Genomic DNA, 12,923 nt, shown 5'->3' with positions numbered 1-12,923 from the left:
TCATAAAGATAATCATGTGTCTTCAAAGGCAAACTTTCTCATAAAGTGTGGTGAGATTTGGTAGCAAACACAAGACAATAATCATCGCTAATGACTATCGTGATGTAATGCGATTTTGAATATCTCACTAGATGCAAAAACTTAGAAGTGGTTAATGAAAAGTAAGCCTCAAAAGTTACGAACTGCCGCTTACCTTGGTCCGTTCTTCAGGTCTGATTAATCGTATGACTGCTTTACGTACAAAAGGGCTGCACAGGCAGCCCATAGAACCTAAACTTCAAGAGATTCTGATATTTCCAAAGCGTCGTCAACTTCAATGCCTAAATAACGGACAGTGCTCTCTAATTTCTTATGGCCGAGCAAAAGTTGAACTACCCGAAGATTATTGGTTTTCTTATATATCAGATAAGGCTTAGTTCTGCGCATTGAATGAGTGCTGTATAGTGACGTGTCTAGCCCGAGTTTTTCAATCCATCCATGAAAAATACGATTGTATTGCCTGGTTGATATATGCTGAGCGCCATGTATACGTGACTTAAAAAGATAGTCAGAGGGTTTTAATCCAGCTTTTATTACCCAAGCCAAAATCGATTCTCCCGTGTTTGGTGTAATCTCAAATTGGACAGGACTCCCTGTTTTTTGCTGAACGACATCTGATACCTTGAGTTTTACAAGATCACAACCGCGTAGTTTGCTATCAAGACCAAGATTGAACAGTGCGAGATCTCGCGTTCGTCTTTCAAGCTCTAAACGAATTCGGATACCCCATATATGTGATATCTGAAGAGGCTTTTTCTGGCCGATAATGCGATTTTTGTTCCAAGGTGTATGGATTTGAATTGCCATGAGTTGTCTCCTGTTTAATCGGAAACATAAGTATGGCAGCTCGGCCGAAATTTATGTTTTGAATAATGGCGCTGTCAGATTTTTATACAGTAATTCGGTGATGCTCAACCATCAGACTGAGAAACAATATGATTTATTAGATATTGAACTTCTTTAAACTACTCACGATGCCATAAGCAAAGTAAACTGTATGATATCTTAATTATTTTGATTTTGTTCAGACATATACTGGGCATAAAGTAGGTCAGCAAAATCCGCTTCACCAATTTTGCTCACAACCAAATCTCTAATAGCATCTGCGAATAATTCATTATCAGCAATTAATTCATAATCATTGAGAGATAAATATTCCAGAGCTACAGCAAGTCCAGTCCGCTTATTCGCATCAGGAAGCGAATGAGAAAGTGCAATAGAGGCAGCATACTTTGCTGCTATTTCGAAAACATCATTTAAGCCTGAATAAACAATAGCATTATCAATCCTGCCTAGCGCACCCTGAAGCTTATTGATATCAGCGGCCCCCTTCATACCAGGCTCGTTTTCGAGAATGTAGGCGTTAATCTCTATAACGCGCTCGAAGGGGAAAAAAATAAGCTCCATTACATGTAAGCGAGTTTTTCGAACGTACGCTTGTGTGTTCTTAGCACTAGCTTAGTTTCGGACTTCACGATCTGTTGCCCAAACTCACCAGAAAGGTCAAGTTTCTTTCTTGCTGGAATTTTGGGGCGTTGAACAGCTTTAACACCGTAAACTTCAATCTTTGTATTCATAAACACCTCTCATAACTAGGTCGATAGTATACACCTGATTTTACAAGAAACATATTATCCCAGCACTTTGGTATCATTTGCACATACACCAAGCTGAATTTCCTCCTCAGGCAACAATAGACAAGGAGCGGACATCTCAATCGCCATCCTTTAAATTGTTAAGGCTGGGGAGATCTTTGATAAGTATTGTAGACTTGCCATGATTAATTTCTACGTATTCATAAGATTCAAGACGAACAAGCTGTTCACGAATCACCGTTCTGTTATAGCCAACCTCTTCTGAAAGTTCTCTTTCAGATCAATATTAAATTAAGACACCCAAGATTGTTGGCTAAATATCGTGCACTGAACTACGTTTTATTTACTCTTTCCAAACGGTAATTAAAGAGGGCCAGACCAAGACAGACAATCGTTAGCCTGGAAGATACGCCTTACTATCACTGCTGTTCTCGTGTGGTGCGTAAGGCATTTCTTTGCGGTTTTGATAATTCAACAGGTGAGAACTTTGAGCATCGGCGTGAGTGGGTTGATTCACGCATTCTTGAGTTAGCGACCATCTTTGCTATTGATATTTGTGCCTATGCCGTGATGAGTAATCACTTACATGTGGTGTTAAAAGTTGATGCTGACAAAGCAAAACAGTGGTCAGATAAAGAAGTGCTCATTCAATGGCACAAGGGCTTTAAAGGTACGTTACTCACGCACAAATACCTTAAAGAGGAAGACCTTAACCAGTTTGAACTTCAAACGGTTAATGAATGCATTACTGAATACCGTAAGCGCTTAATTGATATCAGTTGGTTTATGCGTTCACTCAGTGAACCCATCGCCAGAATGGCCAACAAAGAAGACAAGTGCACAGGCAGATTCTGGGAAGGCAGGTTTAAATCCCGGGCATTACTTGATGAAGCCGCAGTACTCGCCTGTATGGCTTATGTGGATTTAAACCCAGTCAGAGCCAAGATGGCCACAACTCCAGAAACCTCAGATTACACCAGTATTCAGCGCCGAATAAATTCAGCAATGAAAGGCGAGCAACCACGAGAGCTATCACCGTTTGTGGGAAATGAAAGACTCAATATGCCTAACGGGCTTATGTTCAGCGTTAAAGATTACATTGTACTGGTTGAAGATACCGGTCGAATTATTCGAGAAGATAAGCGTGGCGCCATTAGCTCAAGCAGCCAGGACATACTGAATAGGCTCAACATTCCCGCAGATAATTGGCTTAAAATCACCACTGAGTTTGGTGCATTATTTAAAGGTGCAGTCGGAGCATTACCCGCATTAACTGAATATTGTGAGCATTTAGAGCGAAAACGACGACAAGGCGCGGCAAATTGTCAGCGCTGGCTGTGCGCTTAAGTCATCATCCCCAATCAATTTTCAATTTTTCTAAAACTTGATAGCTATCAAGTTTTTCTGATGTGCTAAATTTCTTAGATGACACATAAATCACTCATTTAACGATAATATTTTAGCTATATCGATAAAAATTGATGAGCTGTTCACATCGTTCGTAACCCTCGCCAAAGCCATGAAAACGAGTTATGTTATTTGTTCAAGAAATAGGTGGCTTAATTTTTCTTTTTTACTGTCAGACCTTTTTAGTTTGTCCGGGATCAATGTGGTAGTTTTCGGTATAAAATACGCTGCAGCTTACTGATAAAAGCTATTTCCAAAAAAGATATAAACAGCGCTTCAAGTACCAAGCCGGAAGCCACAGCAATATCTATAGCGAATCAGGTGAGCTATAGAACATCTGAAACCCGCGCTGGATATGTAGTAAAGGCCACTTGAATAACCTTGGCACGGGGTTTCCAAAGGTTCTTTAGCTGCTCGTGACTAATGAGACTGCTCAGCACTCCTACGTCGGTTGTAAGCTTCGTCGTACATGGGGTTTAATTGAGAGGGAATATCCGCTCCAATAGTTTGCTGCCAATTCGATAGCCTGGCTTTCAATTCATTGAAAATTTCTGGATAGCGATCTCTGACGTTAACGGTTTCTCCAACATCCCGAGTTACATTGTATAGCTCGTAATCATTGTTTTCGAAATACTGAATAAGCTTCCAGTCTCCGCTTCGAATTGCGCTACCGGGCCGAGTACGAAAGAGCGGATCTTGCGACTGATCAGTCGGGGCGTGATGGGCTTGTAGATAAATCGGGAAATGCCAAAATATGTCCCTCGAAGCCCGTTGCTGGTGGCCCATTAATATGGGCGTCAAATCTATGCCATCTAAGGGTTGTGTTGGGCTTTTTGCATGTGAAAGTGCTTGTAGGGTTGGATAAAAATCGGCATTGATAACCGGCGTGTGCTTTGTACCGGGTTGGATTTTACTCGTCCAGCGAAATAACAAGGGGACACGCAAACCGCCTTCGTAATAAGATCCTTTACCCGCGCGTAAAGGCGACGGAAAGGAAGACATGCGATATCCCCCATTGTCAGAAGTAAAAATCACCAGAGTATTTTCATCTAAGCCCTCAGCTTTCAACATATTCATTATGCGTCCTACATTAGTGTCCATGTGTTCTACCATGGCCGCATAAGTTGCCTGCTTTTCGTTGGAAATTCCTTTATTCCGGTATTTTTCTACTCTATCCAGCACTGCTTGGTAAGGTGTGTGAACAGTATAGTACGGGATGTAGGCAAAGAATGGTTGTTCTTTTTGGGCTTTCATCCAGCTGATCGCTTCCGCGGTTAATCGATCGGTTAGATACTCTCCCTCTGGACCATCTTCAATATTCGGTAAGTTGTAAGGACTAAAATAATGAAACGTCATCCCCTGATGACTGCCCGCTATATTTACATCGAAACCCTGCTCATCAGGATCAGCTCCTAAGTGCCACTTGCCAAAATGTCCCGTTGTATAGCCTGCGGTTTTTAAGGTTTCGCCTAGAGTGGTAATCTCTGTAGATAAGCCCCTTTTATTCTTAATTGGGATCAACTTACGTGTTTTTATATCCCCCCGGGCTGATGGTGAAACCGTATATACGCCATGTCGAGGGCCATACTGACCGGACATTAAAACGGCTCTACTAGGGGCACAATTTGCCGCTCCTGCGTAAGCATTGTCGAAATTCAGACTCTGTTGAGCAAGCATATCTATATTGGGCGTTTCAAATAAATCAGTTGTCTGGTTATACCCAACATCAGACCAACCTAAATCATCGACCACTATCATCACAATATTGGGCTTAGTGAAGTTAGGCGATACAACTTTTTCGTTAAATTTGGAATTGGAAAGCGACGGCCCATTGCTGCAGGAAGCGAGTGCAACGCAGAATACAATTGCGAGGATGTATAATTTCATTTGCGGTCCTTATTCTTCATTCCGATGCTGCCAGTGTTCGATTATTAGGTAATCATCTTCTTTCAAGATGTTTAAGTGCTCAGGCTTTAGTCGTGTTTTTTTCAGCGGGTTGTTTTGATCGAGTTTGAATGTAGGAGCATAGAGCAACGGCACGTTACCCATTTCTTCATCGAGAAAGTCCCCTTGCTTCTCCATCCATGAAAACAGTTCTGTTTTAAGTCGTTCAACTACATCTCCCATGTGTGGCGCATTAATCAGGTTATTTTTTTCGAAAGGGTCGGCTTCTAAGTCATATAATTCTTCAAAGGGAGTATCAGCGTGTTTTAACGCACCTAATCGCAAAAACACATTTGCGTTTTCATTGTCAGTGAGGTTTTCATTTAATACGTCCAGTGCGTTGAAGTTTCGTATGTATTTGAAGCGCTTGTCGCGAATCATGCGGGAGGGGAATACATGGGCATTAATGATGTTTTGATTGGTGCTTATGCCGTAAACGTATTGATGTATAGGCCTATCTATTCCCCTTAATAAAGGGAGAAAGCTTTTACCGTCCATCTCGCTAGCTGTTGCACCGCCTGCGATGTCAATAAAAGTAGGTAATACATCAGTAAAGTGGATCAGTTGTTCTGAATGAGAATTGGCGGGAACAACGCCAGGCCACCGCACCACAAATGGCACCTTTAATCCGATATCTGTTACCGTGAATTTACCGGATACTCCATGGTCGGCACTGTAAATAAACACTGTATTATCAGGAAGAATACGGTCGACCATGTCCAACACATACTTCAGTTGAGTATTGTCCTCCTGAATACTGCGATAGTAGCCTGCTCTCTTAGCAATATAGTCCGGGTTTGTTTTTAAGTGCTCGTCGTGAGGATAAAACGTTAAACTTTCAGGCACAGGATCTTCTACCGTGAAGTACTTGCCATGGGGATACTTTGAGGCAATAAACATCACAAACGGTTTTGTAGCTGTTAAAAAGTAGCTCTCAATGTCTTCTAACGGAATATAGTCACGGGGAACTCCCGCTTTGGGTACCGGCTCCCATTCCCGATCCCAGTCATAAACTGACTCCGGTCTCACATGACTTTTCCCCGCTAACACTACTTCATAGCCCAGGGCTCGCATTTTCTTTGTTACCGCGTCTATATTGGGTTTAGTGGGGGTATGGTTTGCAAAAGCGCCGTTTTTTATGGGGTAATTTCCGGTAAACAATTGAGATCGGCTGGGGGCGCAAATTGCCTGCCCTGTAAATGCGTTGGCAAAATACACGCCTTCTTTTGCCAAGCGGTCAACTGCTGAAGTATCGACCTTTTTGTTACCGTAAACACCATAATCCGTATAGTCTTGGTCATCAGCCAGGTAAAATACAATATTGGGTCGGTTTGTATTATATTGTTGGATAGCTGTCGATGCAGGCCCCTCCTGTTTTGCGCAACCCATTAGAAAACCTGCTAAAAGTACGCCCAAAAGAATTTTGTAGAGTCTCATTTTCACCCGTATCCCCATCGATCTATTTCCCCTAAATGCCATGACCAGTCGCTAGCGTGTAACGCATTGGTGATATTTCGTACAGTTTTGCAGCATCGTTTTTAATGCGTTTACATGCTTCTTATAGTCAGGGGTTGCTGACTGATTAATGGTTTCGTATGGGTCAACGGTGAAATCGTATAGCATTTCCTCAACGCGCGAATCATCTGCTTTATAGGTAGTAAAAATCAAATCATCGGTAATGATAGAGTCACCGTTTTTGAAGCGACTATAAACCTGCTTTTTGTGGGTGTTTGAAGGTGCGGTCATTACTTTTGTAAAACTCTGTCCATCAATATGTTGCGGTTTGGGAATTTTGGCTAAATCCAGTACGGTAGGAAAAATGTCGATTAGTTCCAGGAGTGCATCTGATTTTTCATTCTTTGCTACAGAGGGGCCAGCTATGATGAGAGGTACTTGCAACGCCATTTTTAATAAGGTGTGTTTAGTCCAAAAGTTGTGTTCGCCTAAATGGAAACCGTGATCGCTTACAAAAATTACAGTGGTATTTTCCCGCAAACCTAAGAATGTTAATTGTTCAAGTACATCACCAACCAGGGCATCCACGTAACTTACTGACGCGTAATAGCCGCGCTTGGAAGCGACATGGAATTCGTCACTGTTATAGACATAATCGCCAAAACTGTAAGTTTTAATTTCGCCGGAACCGCGCAGCGAAGCAGGTGCTTGGCTGGGACGAGTCCGATGAAAAAATGGTGAGAACTTTTCCAGAGGATGAAGATCGTAATATTTCTTGGGCGCATAGAAAGGCAGGTGGGGGCGAATAAAGCCTACGCTTAGAAAAAAAGGCTCATCTTTGGAAGCGAGAAATGATAATGCCTCCAATGTCTTGTTTTTTACTTTACCGTCTGGGTAATCTTCGTCATCGACATCCGCACTTTCGTACCAAGGAATACTCGTGTTGTCTGGGGTTGCTAATTGCTCATCCTGTTTTATTCCAGCATCGGTTCGCAACGATGTTGTGTGAGGCATTCCCGATGTATGCACGCCTTCGCTCCAGCTAACATCGGCTAAATCCCGTGGGTGATGAAATACTTTGCCTATGGCCATAGTGCGATACCCATTTTCACGCAGTACCTGGGGGAGCGATTTAGCACCCGGTGCATCAATCTCTGCCAAAGTTTTGTAATTGAGAAACCGATTTTTAGTAGGTCGCAACCCTGTGAGGAGACTGGCGCGCGAGGCGCCGCATACTGGCACATTTGCATAGGCTTGATTAAATGTAACGCCTTGAGACGCCAGTCTATCAATATTAGGCGTGTAAGCCTTTTCATCGCCATACGTCCCGAGCACCGGGCGAAGATCATCGACGATGATCATGACGATATTGTGTTGATTGGTCTGCGACGCCTGACCGGAAAAGGCCAATAAAGTAATAATTGCACCAAAAATACACCACTTTGCGTTTGTCATGTCTCACCTTACTCGTAAACCGTTTTCTATGTACTAAGGTTCCCGAAAAGTATCACGTGACCGTGGTCACACACTGAATGCTCCGCAAACAGAACACCTATTAACAATATTTACATTCTGACACAATGTGACTAAAGTTGACAATATATAATCATATCTGTTCATTATTGGTTATTTTGCATTGAGCTTAATTGACCTGCCTGCTTGATAGCTCCCTACACGAGGAATTGATGAAAACTGCTTTTCACATTGCATTTACAAGTCTTGTACTGTCGGCTTGTTCTACACACGCGGATATACAAAATCGAAATCGTGCGCTTGTAGTACCCCAGTCAGTACTTGAACAAGTTAATTTACCTCATGGGAAGTTGGCGGTAGTCATTGACGGGAACTCGCCAGAACCGGATGACATCGGCGCGACGCCTGTGCTTTTAGCACTCTTAGACAAAGCCCGAGCGTGAGTATAAGTAAAACAAACGCTATATGCTGTCCTTCGTTGCAGCTGGCTTTTAGTGCGGCTAGATGTCCGTTACGAAGATGGTTTAGGCATTTGGATTAATTGCACAGTTTTCATTGTTTGATCTTTTCAAGTCTTTGGTACAGCAATAGTGAAAATTGAGTGCAGGCTGCCCTACCAAAAGAATCTAGGTCTTAGTATTTTATTTTGCTTATTGTCTACGCTCCAAAGTTAAAGTCGCGTTGAATAAGCGTCACCGCACCTGATTTCGCTTGTTTGTTTGAAAAGCCAGCTTTGATAACAATGTAAGTCGAAATGGCGCGGTGAATAATTTGCATTGCTTTGCTCAATTCGTTTGGATATCGAGCCAACAGCAATCGCAAAGGAATGGGCAGGCTTAAAACCCACTGCCAAGGCCGCGCTGTATAAAATGACAACCCAAACAACACAGCCGCTATTTAGCGGCTGTGTTGTTTATAGATATTAATAACTAAGATTTAAAAAAGCGCATTGACGTTGTTAAGTCGTTTGATAAGCGTGAGAGCTGCTCCGCGTCTTGCAGCGTTGACTGTGCTGAGACGAGTGTATGGTCAGCCAAGTTATTTACTTCTTGCGAGTCATTTAGAGCCTGAGTTGTCGCATTGGCTTGTTGTTTAACTCGTTCAGCGATTACCTCGCCTTGATGCTTTATATCACCCATGCTACTTTCCGCACTTTGCAGTACTGTATTTGTTTGATTTGCGGCTTCAACAGATAACTCCATTTTTTCAACGCTTGAACGCATTTTCACTTGTGTATCGTCAGATGCTTTTTGCAGTGAGCTAATAATTTGGTGAATTTCTTGTGTTTGTGTTTGAGTACGTAACGCAAGTGTTCTTACCTCATCTGCGACTACCGCAAAACCACGTCCGTGTTCACCAGCTCTGGCCGCTTCAATTGCTGCATTTAGTGCCAATAAGTTTGTTTGGTCGGCAATTTCACTGATCCCTTTACTAACTTTGCTTATTTCTTGGCTATCTTGGGCTAGTCGGTCAAGTGCTTGTTGGCTTTCAGTAAACTCTATTTTTAAATCTTGCATATATTGAGCAAGCTCCATGGTATTACTCGACCCTTGTTTTACATGTTCTGCGGCATTTTGAGCGGTGAGGGTTGCTTGATGAGCCGATTCTTCAATTGTATGTGCAGTTTGCGCCATGTCGCTTAATGCATGGCTAATTGCATTTACCCGCGTTTGCTGTTTTATTACGTCGTCGCTGGTTTGGCTACTGGCATGCGAAAGAGACTTAGTGGCATCGCAGAGTGCTTTTGTGCTGGTTTTAACATCTGAAAGGAAATATGAAAAGGCACTAAGTAGGGCGTTGTACTGCTCAGCAATAACACTCATTTCGTCATTACCATGTGAATTAAGGGTTGCATTTAGATCACCGTTAGCGGCCTTAGTGGCTGCTTTAGAGAATCGACTGATGGTACCAACGACTGCAAAATAAAATCCAACCATTAAATAAAGTGCAAATAATAAACTCATTATTGAGGCAACTAATACGGTGTTTCGGGTCCACTGCTGACCTTTTATTTTATTGCTAATTAACGACTCTAAAGTTGGGATACTTGTGTTGATTAAAGCGCTAATATTTTTTTGAACATTGTCAGTGAGTGCTGAAAATTCACGCTGAGTTAACTCTATGTCGTCGGGTTCAAGTAGTTTTTTATCTATCGCGTTCTTAAATGCTGAGACTGATTTTTGTAGTTCATTCAAAGTGGGAGAAAGCACTTTATTTACCGATTTATCCGCTGACGTTGCAATAGCGAGTGTTTTCAAAAGTTGCTGCTCAAATTGGGGTAACGATTTACTTAGGTTTGAAAGTGCAATAAAGGTATCTGGGGTAAATTGGTTATTGTTCAGTACTGTATTTGCGCTCGCGGCGGTTAGGTTTATTTGAGTGATAAAAGCAGGGACACGGGTTACCAACGCGCGATTTAAATAGGCGCTGGCAAGTTCACTATCAAGCGCTAAATTAGATTGAATAGACACAAGCTCAAGAACATCTCCGCCTTCATTGTCATTTATTTTGAAGCCTAGTGCTCGTGCTATATTAATGTTTTTGTCCGTTTCACCCTTTATTTGGTTAGTGAGTATTGCCTGATAGCCTTTTAAGCCTTGCTGTTCCATTTTTGATACATGAATACTTTTGCTCAACAACGACACTAGAAAAAACATGCTCAGTGCAAGTGGGATCAAGAGAATACCAAATGTAATACTTATTTTTGATTTGTATTTTAGGTTCGCCATTAATCGCATTGCAGGCGCAGCAAACTGCCGTAATCCAGACATAAGATTCTCTTGTAATTAATAAAGTAGGGTGAAGACAACTAGACCTTGTTACGCTTAATTATCATTCAATTATGTTACTTTACAAATAAAAAAAGCCCTTAGTGGGCTTTTTTCAATCTTTAGTATTGATTGCCTGTTTTAAAAGTAGGTATATAACCCCTGTTTAGGCAACGCTGGTGATTAAAGTTTTGCGAAACAGCGCTCTGCTGCAGCTATGGTATTTTGTACTTCCTGCTCTGTGTGTGCAGCACATACAAAGCCAGCTTCAAATGCTGACGGTGCAAGGTATACACCTTCTTTAAGCAATAAGGTGGAAAAAGCGTTTAAAACGCTCTAGGTCACACTCAGTCGCTTGTTTGTAAGTGGTTACTTTTTTCTGCGTCAGGAAAGAAAAAGCCATACATGCCGCCCGCGTAGTTTGTTGTAAGAGCGATACCCGCTTTTTTAGCGCCTGCTTCAAAGCCTTCGCATATGGCTTTTGAAATCGCTTCCAGCTTATCGTGTAAACCCGGTTCACTTAGTAGCTCTAATGATTTTAAACCTGCAGCCATAGCAATTGGATTACCCGACAGTGTGCTTGCTTGATATACTGGGCCAACAGGCGCAATGTAATCCATAATCTCGGTTTTACCGCCAAATGCGCCGACCGGCATGCCGCCGCCAATAACTTTACCTAAACAGGTTAAGTCTGGCTTTATGTTGTAATATGCTTGCGCGCCACCTAATGCTACGCGAAAACCTGTCATTACTTCTTCAATATTATTAAACGATACCGTTAATGTATGTTTAGCAAAATCTTCAGGAATACCTGGTGAATTAGGCGCGCCCATAGTTAAAGCACCCGAGCCCGCTTTAACCAAAAGCGAATCGGCATGGCCATGGTAACAGCCTGAGTATAAGTAAAACAAAGAGGGCGCTTAGTTAGACGCCCTACCGCTTATTTTAGTGGCAGGTACTGCAGCCTTTTCAGACCAACCATTAATACTGACGTCATTTCCCTCAAGCCCACGGTTAATATCTAATCCTGTGTACCACCATTCGTGGGCATCCAATTTTATTGGGCCTATCACGCGTTCAAAGAAATGAGTCGGAAGCGTGAAATTTCCAACTTTGGCATAATTTAGAAAGCTAGTGTCAACATGAGCGCCTCGGGTAGATTCAAAGCCTTCCAATGTAATGTGCAAACGAAATGTTAAGTCGGTTTGTTTATCCACCCACAGGGTAATAAAATCGCTATTTGACTGGCCAATGCCTGGTTTGAGTTGACCATTGATACGGTAATAGGATTTTCCTTCCCAATCCCCATCCTCAAGCCGTTTCCAGTTATTGACTTGCTCAGACAATGCTAATGGCCCAAGTACGAACATGTAGAAAGCGTCTGCGGTTAGTGCCGCTGCACCTTCTTTTAATGGCGCAGTCGTTTGTTTCCCATTGTAAGCTACCTCCGTATTCTGCTCAGAACGTAGCACTTGCTTGCTGCCTGCTTCGCCATTGTACAGAGCGGCGTAAAACTTGGGCGCTAATAGGATGCGCTCTTCTGACTGCTGACGATAATCTTCGTCAGTAACATCAGGTTGAATTTTTGTAATCAAATAATACCACTCACCATCAACAGCAACATTAACGTCAGTCAGTGTTGCTAGGTGTTCACCGCCATGTCGGAGAAACGTATTATCAAAGATTTGTTGCGCGCTCACGCCATCGGAAATGTCATTGATAGCTGCTTCTAATTGCGGTGAAATTTGCGCACAACCGACAATAAATAAAATGCTGCAAACCAAAATTGCTCGTAACTGATTCATAATCTCTCACTAAAATGCGAAAAAATAACGCTAGTAAGATGTATACACAAAGGTAAGAGTTTCGGATTGTTGGAGTATAAGTAAAAGCAAACGCTATATGCTATCCTTCGTTGCAGCTGGCTTTTAGTGTGGCTAGATGTCCGTTACGAAGATGGTTTAGGCATTTGGGTTAATTGCACAGTTTTCATTGTTTGATCTTTTCAAGTCTTTGGTACAGCAATAGTGAAAATTGAGTGCAGGCTGCCCTACCAAGAGAATCTAGGTCTTAGTATCTTATTTTGCTTATTGTCTACGCTCCAAAGTTGAAGTCGCGTTGAATAAGCGTCACCGCACCTGATTTCGCTTGTTTGTTTGAAAAGCCAGCTTTGTTAACAATGTAAGTCGAAATGGCGCGGTGAATAATTTGCATTGCTTTGCTCAATTCGTTTGGATATCGA

General features: G+C 42.2%; 10 protein-coding genes and 2 pseudogenes. 2 read left to right on the top strand and 10 right to left on the bottom strand.

Annotation, left to right across the window (positions count from 1 at the left end; all coding sequences use genetic code 11):
• Window positions 1-270 precede the first annotated feature (270 nt).
• The 4 genes and pseudogenes from O9X84_RS14705 to O9X84_RS19665 form a co-directional block, all read right to left on the bottom strand.
• Window positions 271-846 carry a tyrosine-type recombinase/integrase gene (locus tag O9X84_RS14705; RefSeq protein WP_269520455.1) on the bottom strand — a complete coding sequence of 192 codons (576 nt, stop codon included), beginning with the start codon at window positions 844-846 and terminating at the stop codon, window positions 271-273.
• Between the two features lie 198 nt (window positions 847-1,044).
• Complete coding sequence (locus O9X84_RS14700) at window positions 1,045-1,446, bottom strand: type II toxin-antitoxin system death-on-curing family toxin (protein WP_269520454.1); 402 nt, start codon at window positions 1,444-1,446, stop codon at window positions 1,045-1,047.
• Window positions 1,446-1,616 (bottom strand): acetyltransferase, encoded by a 171-nt coding sequence (locus tag O9X84_RS14695; protein ID WP_252736069.1) that lies wholly within the window; start codon window positions 1,614-1,616, stop codon window positions 1,446-1,448. The genes O9X84_RS14700 and O9X84_RS14695 overlap by 1 nt, the downstream gene beginning before the upstream one ends.
• A 136-nt stretch (window positions 1,617-1,752) precedes the next feature.
• Window positions 1,753-1,902 (bottom strand): annotated as a pseudogene (locus tag O9X84_RS19665) (hypothetical protein); the annotation flags it as partial.
• Between the two features lie 122 nt (window positions 1,903-2,024).
• On the opposite strand from O9X84_RS19665, the gene O9X84_RS14690 reads away from it, so the two are divergent.
• A complete protein-coding gene (locus O9X84_RS14690; RefSeq protein ID WP_269520522.1) occupies window positions 2,025-2,981 on the top strand; it encodes a transposase in 957 nt (318 codons plus the stop codon).
• 480 nt (window positions 2,982-3,461) lie between these two features.
• Here O9X84_RS14690 and O9X84_RS14685 read toward each other — a convergent pair whose 3' ends face one another.
• The 3 genes from O9X84_RS14685 to O9X84_RS14675 are packed head-to-tail and all read right to left on the bottom strand — an operon-like array spanning window position 3,462 to window position 7,895.
• Window positions 3,462-4,928 (bottom strand): sulfatase, encoded by a 1,467-nt coding sequence (locus O9X84_RS14685; protein ID WP_269520453.1) that lies wholly within the window; start codon window positions 4,926-4,928, stop codon window positions 3,462-3,464.
• Window positions 4,929-4,937: 9 nt separating this feature from the next.
• The gene (locus tag O9X84_RS14680) at window positions 4,938-6,422 is read right to left on the bottom strand and encodes a sulfatase family protein (protein ID WP_269520521.1); all 1,485 of its coding nucleotides are present in this window, start codon (window positions 6,420-6,422) and stop codon (window positions 4,938-4,940) included.
• 51 nt (window positions 6,423-6,473) lie between these two features.
• A complete protein-coding gene (locus O9X84_RS14675) occupies window positions 6,474-7,895 on the bottom strand; it encodes a sulfatase (RefSeq protein ID WP_269520452.1) in 1,422 nt (473 codons plus the stop codon).
• A gap of 230 nt (window positions 7,896-8,125) precedes the next feature.
• On the opposite strand from O9X84_RS14675, the gene O9X84_RS14670 reads away from it, so the two are divergent.
• Window positions 8,126-8,356 carry a hypothetical protein gene (locus O9X84_RS14670; protein ID WP_269520451.1) on the top strand — a complete coding sequence of 77 codons (231 nt, stop codon included), beginning with the start codon at window positions 8,126-8,128 and terminating at the stop codon, window positions 8,354-8,356.
• Window positions 8,357-8,842: 486 nt separating this feature from the next.
• Here O9X84_RS14670 and O9X84_RS14665 read toward each other — a convergent pair whose 3' ends face one another.
• The 3 genes and pseudogenes from O9X84_RS14665 to O9X84_RS14655 all read right to left on the bottom strand — a co-directional run bounded on the left by O9X84_RS14665 (window position 8,843) and on the right by O9X84_RS14655 (window position 12,486).
• Window positions 8,843-10,684, bottom strand: coding sequence for a methyl-accepting chemotaxis protein (locus O9X84_RS14665; RefSeq protein ID WP_269520450.1), 1,842 nt, complete (start codon window positions 10,682-10,684; stop codon window positions 8,843-8,845).
• Window positions 10,685-10,864: 180 nt separating this feature from the next.
• A pseudogene (locus O9X84_RS14660) lies at window positions 10,865-11,580 on the bottom strand (aminotransferase class III-fold pyridoxal phosphate-dependent enzyme); the annotation flags it as partial.
• A 21-nt stretch (window positions 11,581-11,601) separates the two neighbouring features.
• Entirely contained in the window at window positions 11,602-12,486 is an 885-nt protein-coding gene (locus tag O9X84_RS14655) for a hypothetical protein (protein WP_269520449.1), read from the bottom strand.
• Window positions 12,487-12,923: the final 437 nt, after the last annotated feature.

Origin of the sequence: Alteromonas sp. BMJM2, assembly GCF_027257845.1 — a bacterium.
Classification (GTDB): domain Bacteria; phylum Pseudomonadota; class Gammaproteobacteria; order Enterobacterales; family Alteromonadaceae; genus Alteromonas.
The sequence above is the reverse complement of the archived record's forward strand: the minus strand, read 5'-3'. Positions and strand labels throughout refer to the sequence as shown.

Coding starts and splice junctions, on each gene's coding strand:
- O9X84_RS14695 (WP_252736069.1), bottom strand. CDS start 1,616: ATGAATACAAAGATTGAAGTTTACGGTGTTAAAGCTGTTCAACGCCCC.
- O9X84_RS14700 (WP_269520454.1), bottom strand. CDS start 1,446: ATGGAGCTTATTTTTTTCCCCTTCGAGCGCGTTATAGAGATTAACGCC.
- O9X84_RS14665 (WP_269520450.1), bottom strand. CDS start 10,684: ATGTCTGGATTACGGCAGTTTGCTGCGCCTGCAATGCGATTAATGGCG.
- O9X84_RS14670 (WP_269520451.1), top strand. CDS start 8,126: ATGAAAACTGCTTTTCACATTGCATTTACAAGTCTTGTACTGTCGGCT.
- O9X84_RS14680 (WP_269520521.1), bottom strand. CDS start 6,422: ATGAGACTCTACAAAATTCTTTTGGGCGTACTTTTAGCAGGTTTTCTA.
- O9X84_RS14655 (WP_269520449.1), bottom strand. CDS start 12,486: ATGAATCAGTTACGAGCAATTTTGGTTTGCAGCATTTTATTTATTGTC.
- O9X84_RS14705 (WP_269520455.1), bottom strand. CDS start 846: ATGGCAATTCAAATCCATACACCTTGGAACAAAAATCGCATTATCGGC.
- O9X84_RS14685 (WP_269520453.1), bottom strand. CDS start 4,928: ATGAAATTATACATCCTCGCAATTGTATTCTGCGTTGCACTCGCTTCC.
- O9X84_RS14675 (WP_269520452.1), bottom strand. CDS start 7,895: ATGACAAACGCAAAGTGGTGTATTTTTGGTGCAATTATTACTTTATTG.